Source organism: Shewanella psychrotolerans (genome assembly GCF_019457595.1).
GTDB classification, from domain to species: Bacteria; Pseudomonadota; Gammaproteobacteria; order Enterobacterales; family Shewanellaceae; genus Shewanella; species Shewanella psychrotolerans.
This window is the reverse complement of sequence record NZ_CP080419.1, coordinates 445,280-467,425: the sequence shown is the minus strand read 5'-3', so window position 1 is coordinate 467,425 and position 22,146 is coordinate 445,280. Positions and strand designations below refer to the sequence as shown.

The 22,146-nt window shown below is 45.4% G+C and carries 22 protein-coding genes; all 22 read right to left on the bottom strand.

Going from position 1 to position 22,146, the window contains the following annotated elements; all coding sequences use genetic code 11:
* Positions 1–76 precede the first annotated feature (76 nt).
* The 22 genes from K0I62_RS02150 to K0I62_RS02045 all read right to left on the bottom strand — a co-directional run bounded on the left by K0I62_RS02150 (position 77) and on the right by K0I62_RS02045 (position 21,966).
* Positions 77–658: a Maf family protein gene (locus tag K0I62_RS02150; protein WP_220069913.1), complete on the bottom strand. Its 582-nt coding sequence runs from the start codon at positions 656–658 to the stop codon at positions 77–79.
* 2 nt (positions 659–660) lie between these two features.
* Positions 661–1,149 (bottom strand): rod shape-determining protein MreD, encoded by a 489-nt coding sequence (mreD, locus tag K0I62_RS02145; RefSeq protein ID WP_220069912.1) that lies wholly within the window; start codon positions 1,147–1,149, stop codon positions 661–663.
* A complete protein-coding gene (gene mreC, locus K0I62_RS02140; RefSeq protein ID WP_220069911.1) occupies positions 1,146–2,030 on the bottom strand; it encodes a rod shape-determining protein MreC in 885 nt (294 codons plus the stop codon). The genes mreD and mreC overlap by 4 nt, the downstream gene beginning before the upstream one ends.
* A 141-nt stretch (positions 2,031–2,171) precedes the next feature.
* Entirely contained in the window at positions 2,172–3,221 is a 1,050-nt protein-coding gene (locus K0I62_RS02135; RefSeq protein WP_011864209.1) for a rod shape-determining protein, read from the bottom strand.
* Positions 3,222–3,451: 230 nt separating this feature from the next.
* Entirely contained in the window at positions 3,452–7,750 is a 4,299-nt protein-coding gene (locus K0I62_RS02130; protein WP_220069910.1) for a DUF6701 domain-containing protein, read from the bottom strand.
* Entirely contained in the window at positions 7,743–8,243 is a 501-nt protein-coding gene (locus tag K0I62_RS02125) for an MSHA biogenesis protein MshP (protein ID WP_434086820.1), read from the bottom strand. Before K0I62_RS02125 ends, K0I62_RS02130 begins: the two co-directional genes overlap by 8 nt.
* Positions 8,233–9,057, bottom strand: a complete 825-nt coding sequence (locus K0I62_RS02120) for a PilW family protein (RefSeq protein ID WP_220069909.1) — start codon at positions 9,055–9,057, stop codon at positions 8,233–8,235. The genes K0I62_RS02125 and K0I62_RS02120 overlap by 11 nt, the downstream gene beginning before the upstream one ends.
* A gap of 19 nt (positions 9,058–9,076) precedes the next feature.
* The gene (locus K0I62_RS02115; RefSeq protein ID WP_220071252.1) at positions 9,077–9,646 is read right to left on the bottom strand and encodes a type II secretion system protein; all 570 of its coding nucleotides are present in this window, start codon (positions 9,644–9,646) and stop codon (positions 9,077–9,079) included.
* Positions 9,647–9,716: 70 nt separating this feature from the next.
* The gene (locus tag K0I62_RS02110) at positions 9,717–10,163 is read right to left on the bottom strand and encodes a type II secretion system protein (protein ID WP_220069908.1); all 447 of its coding nucleotides are present in this window, start codon (positions 10,161–10,163) and stop codon (positions 9,717–9,719) included.
* Between the two features lie 146 nt (positions 10,164–10,309).
* Entirely contained in the window at positions 10,310–10,840 is a 531-nt protein-coding gene (locus tag K0I62_RS02105; RefSeq protein WP_220069907.1) for a type II secretion system protein, read from the bottom strand.
* 12 nt (positions 10,841–10,852) lie between these two features.
* Positions 10,853–11,368 carry a type II secretion system protein gene (locus K0I62_RS02100; RefSeq protein WP_220069906.1) on the bottom strand — a complete coding sequence of 172 codons (516 nt, stop codon included), beginning with the start codon at positions 11,366–11,368 and terminating at the stop codon, positions 10,853–10,855.
* Positions 11,369–11,453: 85 nt separating this feature from the next.
* Positions 11,454–12,068 carry a pilin gene (locus K0I62_RS02095; RefSeq protein WP_220071251.1) on the bottom strand — a complete coding sequence of 205 codons (615 nt, stop codon included), beginning with the start codon at positions 12,066–12,068 and terminating at the stop codon, positions 11,454–11,456.
* Positions 12,069–12,161: 93 nt separating this feature from the next.
* A complete protein-coding gene (locus K0I62_RS02090; protein ID WP_220069905.1) occupies positions 12,162–12,653 on the bottom strand; it encodes a hypothetical protein in 492 nt (163 codons plus the stop codon).
* 40 nt (positions 12,654–12,693) lie between these two features.
* Positions 12,694–13,914, bottom strand: a complete 1,221-nt coding sequence (locus tag K0I62_RS02085; protein WP_220069904.1) for a type II secretion system F family protein — start codon at positions 13,912–13,914, stop codon at positions 12,694–12,696.
* Between the two features lie 2 nt (positions 13,915–13,916).
* Positions 13,917–15,677, bottom strand: coding sequence for a GspE/PulE family protein (locus K0I62_RS02080; RefSeq protein WP_258405065.1), 1,761 nt, complete (start codon positions 15,675–15,677; stop codon positions 13,917–13,919).
* Positions 15,674–16,900, bottom strand: coding sequence for a tetratricopeptide repeat protein (locus K0I62_RS02075; protein WP_220069903.1), 1,227 nt, complete (start codon positions 16,898–16,900; stop codon positions 15,674–15,676). Before K0I62_RS02075 ends, K0I62_RS02080 begins: the two co-directional genes overlap by 4 nt.
* Positions 16,897–17,805 (bottom strand): ExeA family protein, encoded by a 909-nt coding sequence (locus K0I62_RS02070; protein ID WP_220069902.1) that lies wholly within the window; start codon positions 17,803–17,805, stop codon positions 16,897–16,899. Before K0I62_RS02070 ends, K0I62_RS02075 begins: the two co-directional genes overlap by 4 nt.
* Positions 17,806–17,811: 6 nt before the next feature.
* Entirely contained in the window at positions 17,812–19,503 is a 1,692-nt protein-coding gene (gene mshL / locus K0I62_RS02065; RefSeq protein ID WP_220069901.1) for a pilus (MSHA type) biogenesis protein MshL, read from the bottom strand.
* Positions 19,504–19,845: an MSHA biogenesis protein MshK gene (locus tag K0I62_RS02060; RefSeq protein ID WP_258405064.1), complete on the bottom strand. Its 342-nt coding sequence runs from the start codon at positions 19,843–19,845 to the stop codon at positions 19,504–19,506.
* The gene (locus K0I62_RS02055; protein WP_220069900.1) at positions 19,826–20,482 is read right to left on the bottom strand and encodes an MSHA biogenesis protein MshJ; all 657 of its coding nucleotides are present in this window, start codon (positions 20,480–20,482) and stop codon (positions 19,826–19,828) included. The genes K0I62_RS02060 and K0I62_RS02055 overlap by 20 nt, the downstream gene beginning before the upstream one ends.
* Positions 20,479–21,087 (bottom strand): fimbrial assembly protein, encoded by a 609-nt coding sequence (locus K0I62_RS02050; RefSeq protein WP_220069899.1) that lies wholly within the window; start codon positions 21,085–21,087, stop codon positions 20,479–20,481. The genes K0I62_RS02055 and K0I62_RS02050 overlap by 4 nt, the downstream gene beginning before the upstream one ends.
* On the bottom strand, positions 21,088–21,966 hold the full coding sequence (locus tag K0I62_RS02045; protein WP_220069898.1) for an MSHA biogenesis protein MshI: 879 nt from the start codon (positions 21,964–21,966) through the stop codon (positions 21,088–21,090).
* Positions 21,967–22,146: the final 180 nt, after the last annotated feature.

Below are 22,146 nucleotides of genomic sequence, written 5' to 3'. Positions count from 1 at the left end.
ACTCACTTAATGTTTATAGGCATTAGCTAAAAAGGATCTTACGACACTAAACCTAAACAACTTATTTTGGATTAAATTATAAGGCCTGCATCTGGATTAATAGTGCTCTGGTTTCCACCAAAGGCAACCCCACAACCGCAGAATAACTGCCTTCGATCCCTTGCACAAAACATCCACCCAAACCTTGAATACCATAAGCGCCAGCCTTATCCATCGGCTCACCAGTGGCAATATAGGCAAGAATATCTTGTTCTGTTAGGCTACGAAATTGCACTTTAGTTTCAACAAGTGTCGACACTGTTTGTCTTCCATCAGTCACCGCAACCGCGGTCATGACACTATGTTGTCGGCCAGACAGTTGCTCGAGCATGCTTTTAGCGTCAGCCTCATCTTGAGGTTTACCTAAAATATGCTCATCGAGCACTACAATAGTGTCAGAGCCTAGCACAACCACATCCGTCTTGCCGCACAGCGCTAACCCTGCTTGAGCTTTCTCAATTGCAACACGCTGCACAAAGACTCGAGCCGATTCGCCCTCGATATGTGCCTCGTCAACATCAGTCGCTAATACATCGAATGTAAATTGCTCATCACCCATCCCAAGCTGCGCCAATAACTCTTTACGGCGCGGAGAAGATGATGCTAATACCAATGCCATTTTTATCTCACTTTATAAATACGTCGGATCCGTCGAAGCATCCAAAACACCCACGGCCAAATGATTAAACTCGATACCGCAGGTAAAAATAAACTAGTATCAAATGTGGCGACATTGACAACAAAATGCACCCAAAACACCACCAGATGATACAAACACACTAAACTGACAATCATCAGCGACTGCTGCCACATCGGAAAGTTACGTAGCCGCTGAAAATGCAGCACCACCACATAGATAACCAATGACATTGCTAAGGCCCGAATGCCTAAATGGGCACCTAGTAGAATATCCAGCAATACACCTAATATCCATGCAGATAAAATGTTGTAACGGTGAGGCAACGCCATCGCCCAGTAGATCATTACCAAGAGTAACCAATCGGGACGCCAACCTTCGACAATACTCGGTAGCGGCATGATTTGAAATAACATCGCTATCAGAAAGCTTAACCACACGACCCAGCGGCCATGAGGAATATGCATACTCATGGAGTCACCTCCGGAGTATTAGCATTAGATTCGTTACTCGGGTCATTCGCGACCTCCCCTTGAGGAACATAACCATCAGGCCAGATCAACAACAGATAACGAATGCGATCTAAAGCTGCAAGGGGTTGGGCTATGACCGTGGCATAGCTTTGGCCATCATCTTTTTCAACACCTAGTATTCGCGCTACAGGATACCCCTCAGGAAAACGCTTACCCAATCCAGAAGAGACGAGCAGGTCACCTACGCGCAAATCGGTGCTCTTGGCCACATGGCGTAGCTCTAATTCATCCAATTCACCCGTGCCCTGAGCGATTAAACGCACATCGTTACGGGTTACCCTTACTGGGATAGCATGAGTCACATCAGAAATAAGTAGCACGCGACTCGTGAGCTCACTAATCTCAACAACCTGACCAACAACACCTTGGGCATCGACCACAGGCTGCCCGACATACACGCCACTACGCGCACCGTGATTTAACACCACATAATGACGAAAGGGATCGCTAGCGACTTCCATCACTTCAGCAACCACCTTTTTGGCATCCATATGAACAGGCGAGCCAAGCAAAGCCCTAAGACGCTCGTTCTCTTGACGCAAATGTTCAAAACGCTGCAGGCGTTCGCTCATTAATAGCTGCTGGCGAAGCAATTCGGTGTTTTGCTTTTGCAGCATGTTACGGGTTGCAATACTTTCGGCTGACCAATCAAGTACCACACCAGGAATATTGGCAACGTATTGTAATGGGCTCAAAATGGAGGAGATAGACTGCCTAACAGGCTCTAGCCTGTCATTAGCCACAAGCAAGATCACCGACAAAATAATTGCCAATGTTAGCCTGAATTGATTTGAAATACCGCGAGCAAAAATGGGTTTCATAAAACACTTAAGGCAGCTAGATGCGGCAACCGATATAACCTTTCATAACTCAAAAAGGCTGGGTTAAATGGGTATAGAGACATAGGCTATTCCCCCAGAAAACCAGGTTACCAGCATTTCACTGCCAGTATTAAACTCAAATTAGTTTTCGTCAGAGAATAGATCGCCGCCATGCATATCGATCATCTCTAATGCCTTACCACCACCTCGTGCAACACACGTTAATGGGTCGTCGGCAACCATTACCGGAATACCCGTCTCTTGCATCAGCAAACGGTCAAGATCACGCAATAGTGCACCACCACCAGTTAACACCATGCCGCGTTCAGAAATATCTGAAGCCAGCTCTGGTGGTGATTGTTCAAGTGCAACCATAACGGCACTGACGATACCAGATAACGGCTCTTGCAGTGCTTCTAAGATCTCGTTGCTATTTAGCGTAAAGCTGCGTGGTACCCCTTCAGCTAAATTACGTCCACGAACTTCAATCTCTAATACTTCATCGCCAGGGTAAGCGGTGCCAATCGTATGCTTAATACGTTCAGCGGTAGCTTCACCAATTAAACTACCGTAGTTACGACGTACATAGTTGATAATGGCATCATCAAACTTGTCACCACCAATACGCACAGAAGAGGAATACACTACGCCATTGAGCGAAATAATTGCAACTTCAGTCGTACCACCACCGATATCGACAACCATAGAGCCTGTAGCTTCAGATACAGGAAGACCTGCACCAATCGCTGCCGCCATGGGTTCTTCAATCAAATACACTTCACGAGCACCAGCCCCCATAGCCGATTCACGAATAGCGCGGCGCTCAACCTGTGTAGCCCCTACAGGCACACAAACTAACACTCGTGGACTTGGACGGAAAACACTGTTGTTATGCACTTGTTTAATAAAGTGCTGCAACATTTTTTCGGTCACATAAAAATCGGCAATAACCCCATCCTTCATCGGACGAATAGCCTGAATATTACCTGGCGTACGACCTAACATCTGCTTAGCTTCGGTGCCAACCGCAGCAACAGATTTCTGTCCGCCACTGCCGCGCTCGCCTCGAATAGCGACTACAGAAGGCTCATTCAACACTATGCCCTCTTCGCGAACGTAAATTAAGGTGTTAGCCGTACCCAAATCGATCGAAAGATCGTTAGAAAAAATGCCACGCAGCTTCTTGAACATGTAACCAGCCTGTCTCAGTGGAGTCGGAAAAAGAAAAATCAGGTAACTTTATCAATCACCTCCCGATTCCACAAGGATATTATGCTGATCCGATGATAAATATCTGTTCATCTTCAGAGTTTATCGTGCCAGCACCTCAGGCGTAGTAAATACTCGCTTTAACCCAACGATGTATTCAGCCACTCATATCATTTTAATTGTCAGATTAATGCTCATTCCTATGATAAAAACTAGCGAACTTCGCGCCAAAAAATGACTTTGTCATGACCCCGATAGGTGCCGAAGTATGCATTTGCTCGTGGGTCATACAGAACCGTTGGTGAGGCACCATCAAAGTTCCAATACCACTTAAGCCAAGGCTCCACATGCTGTTTAAGCACCACCTCTCCCGTCGCATTCGGTATGGAGAAATAGCTGTAGCCATTCCCCAAGCTTAGGCTGCCACTCTGCAGGGTTAAACTGGAATCGCTGTAGGCACGAATGGCTGGGAAGCCTGTCGGTGGCTGCATATATAAGCCAGTAGTTGACACCTCGCTCGCATCAGCTGAGGTTTGAGTATTATAGATAGAGCAGTTGTCTAAACTGTTGGGCAGCCAAGTGGCCTCTCCTGTTAATGCGACACTGCTAACATACTCAGCGCGCAGCGGTAGACGTAAACTCTCAGATTCAGGCCCATAACCGTTTTCTACTACTAAGCGTCCATAGCGAAGTTTAAAGCTATCATTGAGGGCAATATTCTCAAAAGTAATACCACTACAACTCAATGCTTCATCGACTTGATAGCAGATGCCATCACTATCTTTGAGATCATCAACTGATAGCTGTAATTCCATCAAGGCATCGAAAGGGGCTAACGCCGTTGGAGTTCGTTTATATTTAAGTGTTTCATTTAGCAAATAGGCCGAACGTGGCTGATTATTGCTGCTTGCGAGAAATTTAACCTCGCCAGCATCGACTCGAACGAGCTCAGCAAGAGTTGAACCATTGAGATGGCTAAACGCGCGCTGCGTCCATTGATTGTTATATTTCCACCAGCCTTCAAGTTGGTAGTTCTTGGTTTCATTGTTTTGCTTATTTTTCCCCGTAACCAGCAGCTTAGGTTCACTAGCCACCACAAAACCAAAAGGTTGATCCATATAGGTAAAGCTATTACAACTCGGTGCTAGCTTTGGCTCATTGGGCGTGACGGTTAAATAATAAGGAGTAAAACGCCCCATCTTGCCCGTTGTCGCGCCCGGGATACTATAACCAAAATAGCTGTTAGGTTTAGGCGTTGCCGAAAACTGGAATACTCCGACTTCAGAAACCGACTGTGTAACCGTCTGCTTTCCAGATTTTTGCTCATACTCATCCAATCCCAATGCGCCTTTCACACCACCATCAGCAATGGTAGGAAGCACTAACTCATGGGTTAATGCTATCCCTGTTAATGTGAAGTTAGGCGTCAACGCATTGCCGCGACAAATATCGCCATCGCTGTCAGACTCCCATGCCATTGCCTTTACCGTCATATCAAACTCTTCACCGGCTTTTTTATATACGGGCCCAGATACACTGCAATTGCTACACACCTCTGAATCGATACATAAACCCACTGGGCGACGGACAAACTTATTGCTGCCGTTCATCACTAACCCCTGTTCGTCGCCACTACCTATATAACGGGCATTTAATTGCATCTCACCGGCATCGGCATAGTTAACATCAATAATCGCTTGTCCTTTGTCATCAAAGCTAAGCGTCAGGGGTTCTGCTGTATTCTCGGAAGCACCGACTGGGCGTTCAATAGCACCTGTAGTGACTTTTACAGGCAGAGTACCGCGGTTGGGGGTGATATAATCACTCCAAAAATTAACGGTTTTATCCCCTTTGAAAGCGGGGACACATTGCAAACTTTCATCATCACGCTTCACCGCTTTAACTAAAATATTGGTCGAAGGCTTATTAGAGAGTTCATCGGGCACGTCAAAGACAAATCCGCTTTCGGCAAAGCTCAGTGTACAGCTCGCGGTATCTAAATCTCCATTTCCTTTACGGCACAGCGTATTACTGCCCGCAATGGTTGATGGCGACGAACTACTGACGCCAATGGTGACAGGATCTGTGGTATTGGACCTTAAGCTAACAGTGCCAATTCCATTGTTTATAGTGACAATATTGCCACCGACCCACCCACCATTGCTCATATTGGCAGGCAAAAGAGTCGCTGTAACCGGATCGGTAAACAGATCGCAATTGGCATTGCGACATGCCCGAATCGTCATCGACTCAGGATTACAGGTTAATGGATTACTCGAGTAATCAAACTCAAAATGATGCACCTGCTGACCCACAGGTCGAGAATCAAGGGCACAAACCTCAAAATTATCAATTTCATGATTGTTATTCGCGCCCCCAGTTGACCCCGTAATAGACAGATAAAAATCTGCTGGAACGCCACCTTGGCCATTAATATTTCTCGCATCAAATTGAGGTATTAAGACCTGAAAGCCATTACCATCTTTAATATCACGTTCGACTAGTACCAGTGCCTTGCCAGCCTGCCTAGAATCAACCGTAATTCGATATCTATGGTTAGGCTTAGCACTATTGGTTCCTCTCACATCAATTGTTGGGGAGATATTGGCTCTCGTCCCCGCTAAGTACATATAGCCACTATGATTTGAACCACGTATAGCAACCGCCTGCGGCCTAAATCCTAGCCCCCCTTGTTTACCTTCATTAGGATTAGAAAAATTGCCATACTCATCTAGTCCAATGCCTATCCAGCCCCCTGCAAATCCGGGGGTTCCGTCATCTCTTTGTGCGTAGCCTAACGAACCGCCAAAGCTGCCAGGTTGAGGTGTAATAGCAGCGTCAGACAGAATAATAGCTACGCCATCACCGCCGGTACCTGATGAAGGTGACCAAGCAAAATAATCAAATTCAACTTGAACTAAGTTATTTTCTGCTGGGAATAGTCGCTGAAAAGTACTCGATGTTGCCTGATTACCACTCGCTTCAGTAATCCTCATCCGCTGTGAATTAATCGCGGGCGGCACCGAACTACCGAGTGTTTTAATTGCCCAATCACTGCCGAGATCTTGGCGATTAAAATCATCTTTAAAACACCCAAGCTGTGTCGACGAACAGGTAAAATAGGCGCTGGCAGGTACTTTTACTAAGCTAGTTGAGGAGGGTAACTGCCAATAGAGGTGATAGGCTTCATGACCTGTGGCTTCATGAAAGCGCATCTCAACTTTGTGTGTCCCCGCAGCCAAACCAATTTGTCCGGTTTCACAGGGCCAGCCACATTGTGCATGTATGCCATAAAAGCCAGCGACAACGCGATCGTCAATCAATAGCTCTATCGCATCATCACCATCAATACCAAAGGTGTAGATGCCCGACTCTGGTACATCGATATACCCCTCAAAAACCCCAAGATAATAGTCGCCTTGATCAGAGTGCGGGTTAATACCCGAACCATAATCATCTATCTCAGATTCTATCGATTCGCCGAGCTGCTGAGCTGGAGTTTTAACATTAGCAATAAGATCATTAAAGTCATCATGATCGACAGGGCTAGTATATTGTCCGCCCTTCCAAATACGAGCGTCATAAGTACGATAGGTAACCCCAGAAATAGTACTTTCGCCAGCTGGGCATTGAAGGGGAACGGTAGGTAAAAGTGGTGTTGTACCGCAATCAGGAACTACGTTAATATTTTGCGCGGATCGATCAAAAACGACTGAAGCGCCCCCATACAACTTGACATTTCGCCCAGTAACAGCCCCGACTAAGTGGGAACTCCCCGAAATAGTCGCATCGCCTTCAGCCATAACATAAGCATTAAGGCTTGCTTGACCACCTAACGTAAAATTCCCATAATTATATATAAGAAAGTTTTCTGAACGCACATCTAACGCTAAATTAAAATGCGTATAATCATTCTTAATAAAAAAGCTCACTTCACCTGAATCTGGAAAAATAAGTTTTACGTTAGAATTGATAAATAAGTCTTCTATCCAATACTGACCAGCAGCAAGCTTTACAGTACCATTCTCAATACGTAAACTCTTAATTTTATAGACTGCAGATTCACTATCCGAAGTAAACTCTACTATTTTAGTGTTATCTTGATTAATTTTTATATTTCGATATTCGCCTATCGGTATATCTGTTTCAACGCCCCAAGATGGATTAATGTCTACATCACTCAAAGATTCACATTGGGAGAACTCCAAGATATCATTTGGTTTACTCGCAACATAATCCCCCGCTCTACACGGCTTGGCATTTCGACCTTGGCTAGCAATACAGGAGTCAAATCTAGGGTCGCCGTCTTGATAATAATTGTACGTCGGTAGCTTAGCATTTGAAGGAGCGTTGCGAATTGTCGCAGTATTTAAATAAATATCACCATCAGCAGTGTAGTTATTCACCCCCTCTTTAAAAGTTTGAGTCCAGTCTGCTGCATGCCCAACGCCACACAGCAACATACAGATAGAACAAAAAGCATAAACAGACTTTAAATCAGGTCTAATCACGGGCCTCTACCTCCACCTTGCGATTGACTCTAATGCAGCTATCGCCATCACAATTGCCAGCTGAGCAGGTCGCTTCGCTGGTGATAAGATATTGAGTCACACCTACAACTTCAGCCCCATTACAGGTCAAGTTGACAGAGCAGCCATGGAAACCAACAACATCAGGCGGTGTCCATGTACTGTTAGCAGCACATACTCGATCGGCTGCTAAGCCGCTAAGCGGAAATAACCGCGCTAACGCCACATCTGCGCCGCTATTGGCCGCAGCAAATGCGCGTGCGCCTAATACTTCTAAATTCACCTGCTCATCGGCATCGCTCAAAATATTGATCAATGCAGCTGCCATTAAAAACATCACAGTGATGATAAAAATACCTATCACTAGCGCGCTGCCTCTTTGATTCGCCTTTATGCTAACCATAGGCAGAGCTCGAATCGTTCGACTATTCATTCGGCTAGGAGTTGTGAGTGAGCGATTAAAGTTAAGGGACATTGATCACCTGCACTTGATGCTGATATTGAAACGACTGACCATTCACCTCAAAACGTGGTGACAACTGCACCACAGCATTATTGATCAGCGTTCCAGGGGTGTAACTGATAGGAGGCTGGTTCTGTAAATTATTGGTGACATTTTCTGCCATCAACACACCTGTTCCCATCTGACTTGGATCGGGCTGCGCCGAGGTTAAACTATAACCGCTATAGCGCCGCACCTCTCCAGAGGCTAAGAAACAGTAACTCACGGCGCCATTAACCATAAAATAGCGCTGCTGCGGTGATGCCTGAGCAAAGCGAACGGGGCGGTCAAACTCAACGTCATTGCCCGTCACCTGCTTAATATTAAAAATATGTCCTTCACTACCCGCTGGAGTACCACCATATATTTGAGTGGGGGTTAATGGATAAACCACCATTTGATCGATAGCATCAATTGTCTGCGACGGCAGCATAATCAAACCACGACTATCAGACGCATTGGGCGCAATAGGCAATTCAAGGTAACTGGCGCTGCTTTTTATCGGGATAAATTCAATGCATTGATAGGATAGCGGTGATGTTTTAACCCGAATACTGTTAGGCAACGCATTACGTAACTCACGGGTCATACGCTCGATGGCAAAGCGGCTCTGGCTCAAGACTTGATCGACCGATGTCGACTCAATAAAAATACGAGTGCCGAGAATAACAAAACTGCTGACTCCCACCACTAAAATGCCGAGAATGATGATAACCGTAACCATCTCAACTAAGGTAAAACCTAAGTTTTGGCTACGTGCTTTAAAACCACTGAAGCGATTATTCATCGCCTGTTATCCGCATTCATTAATAGTTACTCCGCAGCGCGTTATAGGTGATCACTTCACCATTTGGAGTCGTCACATTGATCGTAACCAGCTTGCTATTTTTATCACTATAAGGATAAGTCACACTGACCGACAGCTGGTAGTTGAGGTACTCCTCGGCATAGGTTCGAGAGGAGTTCAGCATCTGGCTTGATTGAGTCAAGCCATGATAATCGTCGACATCGCGATAAGCATTTCGCGCTAAGCCTGCTGCGCCAAAATCAGCCTCATCGGTGCAGTTATCCCCGGCTGGCAGACCGACGTCAGGTCTTGCTGCTGCCCCGCAGGCGGGCACACCACCATTGGGGTTAGTATTTTGATCATAACGTTTTCCCCAAATCTCATTTAACAACGAATGAGCCAGTTCGGCGGAGCGTACTCGATGCAAGGTTTCTGCGGCGCGATCGGCTTGAGGGAACAGCATGGTCGATAACATCACTAAGGCTATGCCCAGTACCAACATCCCAACCACAAGTTCGATTAGAGTAAAACCTTGCATCCTGTGATGCGCTGCGCGGCGGCTAAGGCTTACGCTTTCACTATTAGCCATAACAGGCTTGGCGCTTTCACCTTTAGGCAGCTCAGAATTAACCTCGTTCACGTGAGTAACCACCTTAATATCAACGCCCATGGATATAGCCCTGGCTTTCGATAGTAATGTCTAAGGTGTCATCGGCGCTCACCTTAATGACGCAGCCAGCGCTGCAGGATGTGACGCCACCGTCACGGTTAAACACTAATGCAAAACTAGTGTTACCGTTAAGATTGATTGCTGTATTGCGAGGAAGATTTTGTGCTGTGCCTGTCACAATCACTGAGCTGCAGTCTGTTTGATAGATCATCATACGATAATCACTGGCGGTCATATTCACGCCATAACAGCGGTCTTGATTGTTCATCGCCATCAGCTGCACTCGCCTCAGTTCGCCAATAAACTCATCACGCAGGGTAAAGGCACTGTAACTCGAGGCGGTAAAGAAGCGCGGCAAGACCACCACAGACAAAATGGCAATTAACATGATGGTAGTCACTAGCTCTACAAGGGTAAAGCCTTGCTGTTTTTCCATTGGTGATCCGCCCACAAACCGCTGATAGCACTATAGTTTCTAATAACTTAATCAGTATGGCAAATAATGCCATCTATTTCAGATATTTCTGTTATCCCCAGAGACAAAAAAGGCCTGCATTGCAGGCCTTTTTCTAAGATTCAGATTTAACAATCATCACTTGTAACCACATAAGATGGTTTCGATGTTAGAGATGATGCTGGAGTATAAGTTATATAACAACGATTAGTCGTGGTTGTTGTATTTCCGAAGCGAGCAGAACCAGCTTGATAAAGCTGTGCAGCCTTAGCTCCGTCAGCTCCTTCTGCAATATACCAGTCAGCAGTATCACTTTCTTTATTACTAATAATAATATCTATCGCGTTGGATAACTCACCGGCCGTAGACTGCAAATAACCGTAGTTAGTCGCAGCATTAGTAGCGGTACCAATATCTACACTTCCAAGCTTAGACGATTCGGCTGTTGCGGAACCCTTTCTTTCTTCGCCGCTAAGTGCTGCTTTAGAAAAAACTAACGAATTTGCGCCTTGTAATGCTCCTTTAAGCCCTTCTAACGTCGATTTCTTAGCATCAGACTGTAAGTTAATAAACTTAGGTGCAGCTGTTACCGCTAAAATACCTAAGATGATGATCACGACCACTAATTCGATTAGGGTAAAACCGTTTTGTTTTCGCATTGAAATATCCTATTAACAACCATTATCTAAAATAGCATATGTAGGTACAACTGTTGTACTGGCAGCTTCTGTGTAAGTTAGCGTACAACCTGTAGCAACCTCAGTTCCAGACGCCGCAACACTGGCAGCAGCTCCCTTTTGCTTAAGTACAATAGTTTTAGGCTCAGTTGTAGTTGAGCTTTCAACTTCCCAATCACCACCGAAATCTGCATCTATAGCATTTTTCAATTCAGCTGAAGTTGCTTGTAAGTATCCATAATCAGTCTTAACGTTTGAACTAGTTCCGATATCTACACCAGCAGTTCCAGTCCAATCAGCCGATGCTTTTTTCTCATCACCAGCTAAAGCTGCTTTAGCATAAACTAACCCATTTGCACCTTGAATCGCACCTTTTATCCCTTCTAATGTCGACTTACGCGCATCACTTTGCAAGTTAATAAACTTAGGGGCGGCGGTCACCGCTAAAATACCCAAAATAATAATCACCACTACCAACTCAATAAGCGTAAAGCCTTTTTGCTTATTCATATTTAACATCCCTTAAGATTATATCGACTGCACTTCTACTGTTAGAAACACATATTATTAAAATACAAGTTGTGAAAAAAAACGTTTAATTGGTAAAACTCAATACTTGCCCTGTACCTGGGTTATACAAAACCCCTTTAGCACCTGCGGTCGCTAAATCTGGCGCTGGCGTCGGTACACCACTAGCTTGATCAAGCGTCAATGAGGACACCTGATGATACACACATAGATCTAGGTTGTTTACCGTAGTGCCATCGATAGCCACACCATTACCACCCGCGCCAGTCACAACACGAGCGGTATAACGTTGGTTACGCGCATCTTGCGTCACCAACACATTACGCGGTGCATTTTGTAAAATATTGGCGAAAACCTCTTGGCATGATGCATTGGTCATAGCCGTTGCGCTCACGACGTTACTACCAGAAGCTAATCCGGTAGGGAAACCAAAACGTCTATCCAATGAAATATTGGTACCGTCCAACACCACACTGGCGTTGTTGCGGCCGTCGACTTCCCACTGTGAACGCACAAAGCTGACTGCGGTGGCAATACCACCCGACACGCCATCGACGCTAGCGTCTTCGGCATCGTCAGTGACATTCAAAAAACGAGGGATAGCAGTTGCGGCTAAGATACCCAGAATAACGATCACAATAACTAACTCAATAAGAGAAAATCCTTGCTGTTTTTTTCTAATCATAATGCCTGTCATAGCCATACCTTAATTCTTAGATAATCCTATTAATTCTATCAGTTAAACAAAAATTAGAAACTATTGTTACCGCGTAATTTAGTGATCTGTCAAAAAAACAACACGCCCGGCACTCAACTGATAACTTAATCGATCGCCATTACTTGCAATAAAACTACATATATCTCCGTCAGGGCCCTGCAAGGTTACAACTTGAGCTATATTGTTTTTGGTTCCAAGTAGCTGCCACCAAAGCTGATTACAGCTACTTTCCGTCACCTTATCTAATGTCGGCCAACCTTGATTACTCATTAAAATGATATTTTGCTCACCATCACCTCTACTGAGCGTTGTAGACCAGTCGAGCATCATTTGTTTTGGCCGCCCCTGTGTCATCCATTGAGATCTCACCATTGCTAAGACATTTAATAGCCGCGCATGTTCAATTTTAAGCCCTTGAGCCGACACCTTGTCGACACTGCCAACGAAACGAAAGCCCAGTACCGCTAAAATGAGTAACATCACGGCAATGGCCACTATTTTGCCATAGACTTGAATTAACTCGCTGTCGGCTTGCTGCTGACTCCGCATACTTTACGCCAATACCTTAGTTAACCTGTGATGCTTCACTTTATTTACCGCCCTTGACCACATTGAGCATATCCCACATCGGTAGATAAATACCCAGAGCGAGGATCAACACGATCACAGCTACAATACCGATTAATATAGGTTCAAGCTTTGCGGTCAGGTTTTTAAGATCATAATCGACTTCACCTTCGTAAAAATCGGCAGCGTCGTTAAGCAATTGATCGATTTGCCCAGTCTCTTCACCGACGGCGACCATCTGCAGCACTAAAGGAGTAAATAACTTGCTATGGCTAGAGACTCGTAGCATCGAGTCGCCCGACTCAATACCGCGGCGCATCCCAACAATACGATCGTGCATATAAGCATTGTCCACGGCGTCGGCAACGAGACTTAATGCCTGAGTCATTGGCACCCCAGCACTGAGCATCATTGAAAAACTGCGACAATAACGAGACAGGGTCGAGCGTTCGATAATACTCCCCACTGCAGGAATTTTGAGTTTCCAGCGATCCCACTGTTTTTCGCCCTTCTCACTACTATGCCAATAGCGAATAGCGATAAATATACCGACGAGTGCCGCCAGTAACAGGTACCAATAATTAACAAAGAAATTGGAAGTACCAATCAATAATTTTGTCGCCCAGGGTAAGTCGGCGCCAAAACGAGAGAACATATCGGCAAACTTAGGGATCACCATGATATTGAGAACAACCATTGCCAGCGCCACGGCTATCAATACAAAAATCGGATAACGCATCGCCGCCTTGATGCGTCTACGGGTCTCCTGTTCGCGCTCGATATAGCCAGATAACTGAATAAAGGCATCCTCTAACTTACCGGTATTCTCACCCACATGGATCATGGAGACAAACAGGGCGTCAAACACATCTGGATGATGATTCATTGCCGAAGATAGCGGACGACCCGAAGTTAACTGCTCAGAAATATCCCGCAGCGCCTCTTTCATCCTTTTAGAATGAGTGCTTTCGGCGAGTCCAGCAATCGCTCGTAAGATCGGAATACCTGAGCGAGTTAACGAATACATCTGCCGCGTGAAAATTTGTAACTCATCGAGGCCAACCTTGCCCTTAAATAAAGTGCCAAGATTAAACTCACGCTTAGGTTTCGTTTCATTAAGCGCTAGCGGGATAACCGCTCGAGACATAAGTTGATCCGCCGCCGCGCTCTCAGAAACCGCATCGAGTTGACCCGTTACGGCTTTGCCCTGAGAATCTCGTCCGCGATACTGATAAACAGGCATAATTAGCCCTCAACCTTTGAATGGCTAATCATATCGGTAGAGAGAGGTATTTGATTTTCAGAGACATCTTCAACAAGTTTTTCCACCTCTTCAATGGTGGTTAGCCCTTGGGCCAAATATTCGAGTGCTGACTCGGCCAGCGGCGTAAAATTAGGGCTATTGTAAGCGGCAGCAGCGAAATCTTGTGGATTACCACTTCGCATCGCATCAATCATCCCATCATCGAGTTCAAGTATCTCAAACACCCCAACACGACCACGATAACCGCTACCATTGCAACTTTGACAGCCTGTGCCGATTTTAAAGGTCGCATCAGAAAAATCTTGATGGGTTACCGAATTTAACCAAGCAATATCTTGAGCGCTAGGGTGATAGGGCTGGGCGCAATTTTGACACACTCGGCGTACGAGCCGCTGTGCGATAATCACTCGTAATGCGCTCGCAACCAGATAACTCGCGGCGCCCATATCCAGCAAACGCAAGGCGCTAGTTACCGCATCATTAGTATGTAAGGTAGATAATACAAAGTGACCCGTAAGCGCGCCTCGAAGACCGATTTCAACCGTTTCTTGGTCACGCATCTCACCGACCATGATGATATCGGGATCTTGACGTAGTGTGGTGCGCAGCACGTTAGAAAAATTCAACCCTATTTTATGGTTAACCTGTACCTGATTGATTCGAGGCAACTGATACTCGACAGGGTCTTCAACGGTAATAATTTTTCTATCGGCGGTATTAAGCTCACTTAACACGCCGTACAAGGTGGTGGTTTTACCGCTACCTGTTGGTCCTGTCACCAATAACATCCCATGAGGACGTTTTATCTGTTTGCGTATCCTCGCCAGCATAGCTGGCGGCATGCCTGTCTCATTTAAGGTTAATAAGCCTGCCGATTGATCCAGCAAACGCATCACCACAGACTCTCCGTGATAAATAGGCATAGTCGACATACGCACATCGATCTGATGACCTTTGATCTCCATATGGAAACGACCATCTTGGGGCAATCGTTTCTCAGAGATATCGAGTCCCGCCATTAACTTCAGCCGAAGCACCAACGCGGCGGCAATATTCACCTCAGGTAAGATATTCTCTTGCAACTGACCATCAATACGTTGACGAATTCGCAGTACCTTATCACCCGGTTCGATGTGAATATCCGACGCACGCATCTGCACTGCATCTTCAAATATCGACTGCAAAAGCTTAACGACAGTCGTTTCATTGTCACTATCGGCATCAGTGAGGCTAACTAAGTCAAACTGGTCGTCAGCGGCGTACTCTTCATCTAGCTTGCCTGCAATTTGCGCAATTTCACCCGTACGGCGATACAGATTGTCAAACGCCTCTAGCAACTGGGATTCTGTGACAACGGCAATGGTTATCGTTTTAGGTGCAAGTAGTACCTCAATATTATCCATTGCCTGCAGATCAGCGGGGTCGCTCATTGCGACCAAGACGCTATCACCTTGATCTTCAACGACCAAAGCACGATAACGTCGTGCTTGTACTTCCGGTAATAGATTGACCACCTGAGGAGCAATAGCGCGGCGACTAATATCTAAAAAGGGAATATTGAGCTGCTGTGATAAAAACTGCAGTAGTTGGTCTTCGGTAATAGATGCGAGATCGATTAACGTGCGGCCAAGCTTTTTACCACTATTTCTTTGCTCTGCTAAAGCCTGCATTAGCTGATCATTGGTGATGATCTGCTCTTGTACCAATAGGTCACCTAAACGCATTTTTAACTTGGGTTTCACTCGATCTCTCCTAACTGCGCTAAACGGCTATCGATAAAGGCAATGGCTTGATTTGACAACCCCCGTTGCGCTAACGCCTGCTGATAGGCTTGCTTTGCGGCTGAAAACTGGCTCTGAGAATCTAACGCATAGGCGAGTCCCATCCACCACTTCGCCTGCTGAGGCTCAACTTGAGCCAACTTTCGATAGCTCTGCTCTGCTAAACCATATGCCTTGGACTGCTGAGCAAGGTGACTTTGCATGGTCCATTTTTGTTTTGCCAGCATGTTGCTATCGGGGATTTGCGTCAGTGCAGCTAGCGCCTTATCCAATAACCCTGCCGCCTCATATACCCGAGCCTGCAATAACGCGTAATCATATTCCTGCGGATATAATACCAACCCCTGAGCCAATACCGATTCAGCTTCAGTGAGCATACCTTGCCCATAGTAGAGTGCGGCTAAATGCTGGCGAGCCTCATGCATAGCTGGATTTATCTTAACCGCCTCAGCAAATAACGCTTGAGCCTGCTTTATACGACCTTCATTTTGTGCCGACTGAGCTAATCCAAAACGCTTTTGTGCCAGCTCGGTTGGCGATAACTTAACCTCGGTTATCACCATCGCCCCGCTGCCATTAGTGCTACTTTTTGTGGCAGGCTTGGCGTTCCCAGACTTGACGCTTGGCGCTTTAGCGCTCTTTGCCGGATTGACCTCTGCCACTGCGGTGTCAGGCGTAGAGTTAGTTTGAGGACTCCCTATAGCGTTAGCTGCGACCATTACCGCTTCAGTATCTTTAGTATGACTTGCTACGGCTGGCGCCGGTAGATTCATCGCTTTAGGTAAACGCTGACTAACACTCGCAATGTTCTCTGTCATTGGCTGCTGCGCAACATGACTCTCATCAACAGCGGTATCTGCAACAATAGCCGATTTCTTTGGGAGGCGATTTGAATCTACTGCGATGGGTGTCACCTTAACAGCAGGCTTAACAACCTCACCTTTAGATGCAGCTTGCTCAATGGTGTGTGTCAATTGCACATTATCTTGCTGCAACAGCTCGAGGCGTTGCCAAGCTATCCCGCTGCCAAGTAACAATACTCCCGAAACTAAGGCTAATAAGATCCAAGGCAACTTACTGGTTGCAGCTCTTTGATACTGTAGCTCAGGCACAGGTAATTCATCGACACCATGACTCTGCTGACGCTTATCGAGATCTTTAAGCATGGTATTTATTACACTCATACTGAGACCCCTACAAACCAACGCCATGCAACAATAGATAAAATAGATGCCACACTAATGGCACCTAACCACCAGCGTTTTGTCGTCAAGATCTGCTGAGCATCTTCAGTATCGTTAATAGCCGCGCGCACATGATGTGGGCTAACAACCGGCTGACCTTCACCAAAGGCAAGTAGCAGTGCTTTATGAGACAATATGTTGATCAATCTAGGGATCCCTCTGGCAGCTTTCGCTATCCGTTTACTGTCAGCTAACGAAAATAGTGGCTGACCTGTGTAGCCTGCGATCTGCAGACGATGGCTCAAATAGGCGCTGGTTTCTCCATGAGTTAAGGATCTAAGTTGATAACTAAAACTTATCCTTTGCCGCAACTGACGAAACTTATTTAAACGCAGTCGCTCATCAAGTTCAGGCTGAGCAAACAACACCACCTGCAATAACTTGCGACTCTCAGTCTCTAAATTAGTAAATAGACGCAAGGCTTCTAAGCTTTCATCTGGCAAGGCTTGCGCTTCATCGAGCACCAACACAATAGAATGACCATGAGCCGATAGGGCAATTAACTGCTGTTGAATCAAAGTGGTCAGTTGTTGCTGGTCAATGTTCGCGGAATACTTAAGCCCTAACTCGAGCGCTACAGCCCAACGTAACTCATCGGGGGTTAAATAGGGGTTCGGCAAATAAGCACAATGAAACCGCTTCGGTATATCATTGAGTAATTTACGGCAGATAAGCGTTTTACCTGTCCCCACCTCTCCTGTGACTTTGATAAAACCTTCACCCGTTTGTAGCGCGGTCTGCAACACTTGTAACGCCTCAACATGAGGCGCTAGTCCAAAAAAGAATCCGGTATTAGGGGTTAGCGAAAACGGCGCTTCCCCCAATCCAAAATGTTGCAGATACAAACCGATTTACTCCTTTTTGTCTTCTGGATACCAACGGTCTAGCAAAGCTTTTGAACGCTCTAACTCGGTTTTCCATGTATCAGCACCAACCACGGTAGGTTTAAGCAAAATCACGAGTTCAGTCTTTTTCAAAGAATTGGCTCGGTTCGTAAAGGCTTCTCCCAAGAAAGGAATATCGCCAAGCAGAGGCACTTTTGATACTAATTCAATATTCTCACTCTTCATCAAACCACCGATCACCACAACATCACCAGTCTTCGCCTTAATGACGGTATCAGACTCACGGATCTCGCTCTGGGCTAACGGCAGTTCTAGGGTGTTTTCCGACACCTTAATCGACTTATTTTGCTCTTTGATATCGATAACTGAAGGGTGGATGTGTAGTAGCACATTGCCCTCTTCATCTATTTGTGGTGTCACATCCAGCGCAATACCCGAAAAGAATGGTGTTAACTCCACCTCAGGCGAAGTCACTGGCGTAACTCCTGAGACGGTTGTGGTCGATGAAACATCGGTAACAAAATACTCATCACGACCTACTTTTATCACCGCTTTTTGGTTGTTAGATGCGGTCACACGAGGGCTAGATAACACATCTACATCACCTTGAGTATCGAGCAGCGTGATCATGCTAGAAAAATCTGAACCGGAAATCTTAAGAGATGTTACCCCACCTAATGCGGCAGAGATCTGATCGCCGAACTCACCCGCTGACGTACCAAAATTGATCTTAGTGTTGCCATTGGCTAGTGCACTACCTAACACATTTTCCCACTGGATCCCTTGTTGAAAGCCATCAGAGAGCGTCACCTCTAAAATTTTTGCCTCAAGAATAACTTGGCGTTGCAGATGACTTTCTGCAGTTTGCAGAAAGGTTTTTACCTGACGTAATTCATTAGGGTAAGCGCGAACAGTGACTAATCCTGCTTGAGGAGTCACCACAACCTGACGTCCACCACCGGTTTCTCCTACGATTGAGACTAATGTTTCTTTCAACTCACCCCAAAAGTCGGTTTTGGTTGTAGACCGGATAAAAGTACCGTTGGTCGTTTCGTTACTGCCGCTATTGCTTGAGTTATTGTTCGAGTTGTTACTCGAGTTATTGTTGCTGCTATTGCCGTTATTATTGCTATTGTTACTATTATTCGAGTTATTACTATCTGAAATACGGCCAGAATTCACCGAAGTTAACGATAACCCTTGGCGCTCCATATACAGGTAATTTAACGGAAAGGTTTCAGTTCGCATACCCGCGGGAAATACTCGTAAAACTCGACCATCTCGACTCACTTCATAACCATAAATATCTTCTACAACCTGCAACGCTTCGCTCAAGGTGATCCCTTTTAACGATAAGGAGATGGTTCCCGTTACGTCAGGATGTACGGCAACGCTAAGAGGCGTTCCTTGAATCAAGCTAGGAAAAAAGACTCTTGCATCAACATCATTTGCCGATACATCAAAACGGCGCTCAGTAGGCATAACTGGAGATACCCCACTGAGTAGGGTGTTTGCAGATAATTCACGTTGCACAGAATCGGGCATCACGGCTGCTGGCGGCGGTACTTGCTTGGCCGTTTCACTAGCAATGGAATCAGAAAGCGTCGATTTAGATTCGACAGGTTGTGGACGGTCGGTTGTCTGACATGCCACTAATAAAAGCACTAGTAGAGGCGTAATTGTTTTTATAGCTGTCATTTATTGTCCCTTCGTCTCTGTTACGGCTTGGTATAAAGCAAACTGGCGGCCATCAGCGAGCCAAACACCTTTATTATTTATACGCACAATTTTTACACCCTGAACCAAATCGCCTATGGCATAGATCTTATTATTAAAAATAGCCGTAGCACTGCCGCTTGATATCAGTACACTGTTTAGCTTAAGTTTTTCTGTAACACTTTGCGGATTTTCCGATATAGACACACCACCAATTCCCGGCCGAGTAGGATCTCGTAGAGATTGGGCTTGGACAAAATAAGTTGCCATCAATAGCACCATAAACAGCAGTGCTGAAAGTGAGTTAACCTTGATTCGCGACACTGATAAAATCCTTATTGATACTTAAGGTATAGAGCTCCAACACCACACTCGCCTTAGGGTAATCGGCCACAGAATAATCTAGCTGTTTCCAATAAAGTTTATTTGGCATGTTTTCAACAGCCTGCACAAAACGTAATGTTGAGAAATAATCTCCCACTAATTCTAGTTTTATACCATGGCTATAGAGGTTCAATTTGCTGTCATCGGCAGCGGCCAGTAATGGTTTTGGAGTAATGGTATCGAACGCCAATAATTTAACACCTTTCACCCGCCCTAATAATTCACTCAACATGGCGGGCATATGTTCAGCAGGAACCATATCAACCATTTGGAACGAGAGTTGTTCGTCAATAGCAGCGGTTTGCTGGATCAGGGTTATCTGGCGCTGTCTATAATCATCGTCGGGATCTTGTGCTAATCGTTCTTGATACAGTGCAATTTGTTGAACCGAAATAGCATTCTCAGAAGTTAATGATTTTACATCTCTTTGCAGATGACTACGCTCGAGCCACTGTGACTCGATAGGTAGATAAAGCAACATCCCCAAGACAATGATCACGGCTAAAGCAACCATCACCCTCTCACGCCGTGAAAGTTGGTCAAACCTTTCAGCTAATTGATTAAATTTAGTTTTCATTGCGCAGTCTCCTCCACGACTACACGGCTGCGCAGTATGAAAGACAAAGGCTCACCTTCTCCGCGACTCATCGTTAATGTACTGAACGCCTGCCCCTTTAGCGTCTCAACTTGCTTTAGTCGTTCGACCCACTGAGGCACATTGAGCGGAGCACTACTGTAGCCTTCAAATTCAAACTCATTTTCAAGCACATGAATGCGACTCAACCAGATAGAGCTGTCTGAAACCGTTGCTAAATCGGTCAATAATGAAGAGTAACCACGACTCGTAAGCGCTTGAACATTACCCAGCTCACCTAACAATCGACGCTTCACTTCCAGCTGTTGAGTCATTAGATCAACCTCAGCCACTAAAGCAGGTGAAGCGGCTCTGGCTGCAATCTGATTTTCAAGTTGCGACTTTTGCTGATCATAACTGGTTTTTTGTTGTGTCAAACTCGATTTTTGCTGAGTTAAATCACTCACACTTAGATAACTAATTAGATTGGCTATCAGCAGCAACACCACAAGACCTATTGTAAGTTGCGTTAGCTTTACAAAGGATAATCTCAGCTTGGGAGGTAGTAAGGACTCGTTGAACAGGTTAACTCGCTGTTTAGGCACCATCTAAGCCACCTCCAGTTCACGATCATGATTAAACTCGGCGAAAGCCAACTCGGCAAATTTATCGGCAACATGCTGACATGGAATAGTATTGACCTGTTGATCAAAATTTGCCGATAACAAACGGGCCAATTCTTCTTTTGCTCCGCCCATCAGTAACTCTATTGAGGCGACTGGCGCTTGACGTAACTGGCTTTCAAAATAGTCCATGGAACGTTGCAACTCCAGACTCAGGTTATCAGCTACACCTAAGCGTAAATCGTCTGCTGTCACAACATCAATCTGATTAAACCCTCTGACGCTTCGCTGCATATAAAGCGCGCCCCGTTTAATCACAGTCAATTTAAGCTCGTGATTTGGCTCGTGGGATAAGACTAATTTAGCTAGGTTTTCATTCTCAGATAGGTTGCTAATTGCCATCTCTTCAATACTGATCCCGGCAATCGCCACATCACATTGCTGGGCGGCAAGAGCGAGAGCCGTCATCACCTGACGATCGACAACCACCACAGTTAGCTTATTATTGTTAGCTTGAGGAGACTCAAAATAATCGAAATGAAGCTCGGCAATGGGTTTTGATACCATATCTTTAATCGACCATTGCAACGCTTGGCCAATCTCTTCATCGTCAACCGCAGGCTTATCAACAACCAAGAGTTGATAATAGTCGCTGCTTAAGACGATCTGAATATTGGCACCAGGAACTTGCTCAACTAGGGTTTGAAAAGCTGTACGCCAGTCTTGCTTAATCAGTGGAATTTGACGCAATAGCGACTCAGCCTGATAGACAGTCATTCCATCGGTGTTGATATACACACCTAAGTCGACTCTATTGTGTTTCTTTTGCCAAAAGGCAAACTTACTCAAAAGATTATTTTTCATCAAGGCTTGTCCGTTATCCAATGCTCAAGCAAAGTTGAGAATCCCCAATTGCCCACTAAAAAGACCCACGAATAACAACTATACAAACTCATGAGCGATCAAGCGTCAAAAAACTATCATTATTGTAGCGCCTAATCTGTTAATTTTATAGAAAAAAACCAATATCAATGAGATAGATTG

What these genes read in the sequence shown, in the direction of transcription:
- K0I62_RS02150 (WP_220069913.1), bottom strand. Translation starts at nt 658, where the DNA reads ATGGCATTGGTATTAGCATCATCTTCTCCGCGCCGTAAAGAGTTATTG.
- mreD (WP_220069912.1), bottom strand. Translation starts at nt 1,149, where the DNA reads ATGAGTATGCATATTCCTCATGGCCGCTGGGTCGTGTGGTTAAGCTTT.
- mreC (WP_220069911.1), bottom strand. Translation starts at nt 2,030, where the DNA reads ATGAAACCCATTTTTGCTCGCGGTATTTCAAATCAATTCAGGCTAACA.
- K0I62_RS02135 (WP_011864209.1), bottom strand. Translation starts at nt 3,221, where the DNA reads ATGTTCAAGAAGCTGCGTGGCATTTTTTCTAACGATCTTTCGATCGAT.
- K0I62_RS02125 (WP_434086820.1), bottom strand. Translation starts at nt 8,243, where the DNA reads ATGTCCCTTAACTTTAATCGCTCACTCACAACTCCTAGCCGAATGAAT.
- K0I62_RS02120 (WP_220069909.1), bottom strand. Translation starts at nt 9,057, where the DNA reads ATGAATAATCGCTTCAGTGGTTTTAAAGCACGTAGCCAAAACTTAGGT.
- K0I62_RS02115 (WP_220071252.1), bottom strand. Translation starts at nt 9,646, where the DNA reads ATGGCTAATAGTGAAAGCGTAAGCCTTAGCCGCCGCGCAGCGCATCAC.
- K0I62_RS02110 (WP_220069908.1), bottom strand. Translation starts at nt 10,163, where the DNA reads ATGGAAAAACAGCAAGGCTTTACCCTTGTAGAGCTAGTGACTACCATC.
- K0I62_RS02105 (WP_220069907.1), bottom strand. Translation starts at nt 10,840, where the DNA reads ATGCGAAAACAAAACGGTTTTACCCTAATCGAATTAGTGGTCGTGATC.
- K0I62_RS02100 (WP_220069906.1), bottom strand. Translation starts at nt 11,368, where the DNA reads ATGAATAAGCAAAAAGGCTTTACGCTTATTGAGTTGGTAGTGGTGATT.
- K0I62_RS02090 (WP_220069905.1), bottom strand. Translation starts at nt 12,653, where the DNA reads ATGCGGAGTCAGCAGCAAGCCGACAGCGAGTTAATTCAAGTCTATGGC.
- K0I62_RS02085 (WP_220069904.1), bottom strand. Translation starts at nt 13,914, where the DNA reads ATGCCTGTTTATCAGTATCGCGGACGAGATTCTCAGGGCAAAGCCGTA.
- K0I62_RS02075 (WP_220069903.1), bottom strand. Translation starts at nt 16,900, where the DNA reads ATGAGTGTAATAAATACCATGCTTAAAGATCTCGATAAGCGTCAGCAG.
- mshL (WP_220069901.1), bottom strand. Translation starts at nt 19,503, where the DNA reads ATGACAGCTATAAAAACAATTACGCCTCTACTAGTGCTTTTATTAGTG.
- K0I62_RS02055 (WP_220069900.1), bottom strand. Translation starts at nt 20,482, where the DNA reads ATGAAAACTAAATTTAATCAATTAGCTGAAAGGTTTGACCAACTTTCA.
- K0I62_RS02050 (WP_220069899.1), bottom strand. Translation starts at nt 21,087, where the DNA reads ATGGTGCCTAAACAGCGAGTTAACCTGTTCAACGAGTCCTTACTACCT.
- K0I62_RS02045 (WP_220069898.1), bottom strand. Translation starts at nt 21,966, where the DNA reads ATGAAAAATAATCTTTTGAGTAAGTTTGCCTTTTGGCAAAAGAAACAC.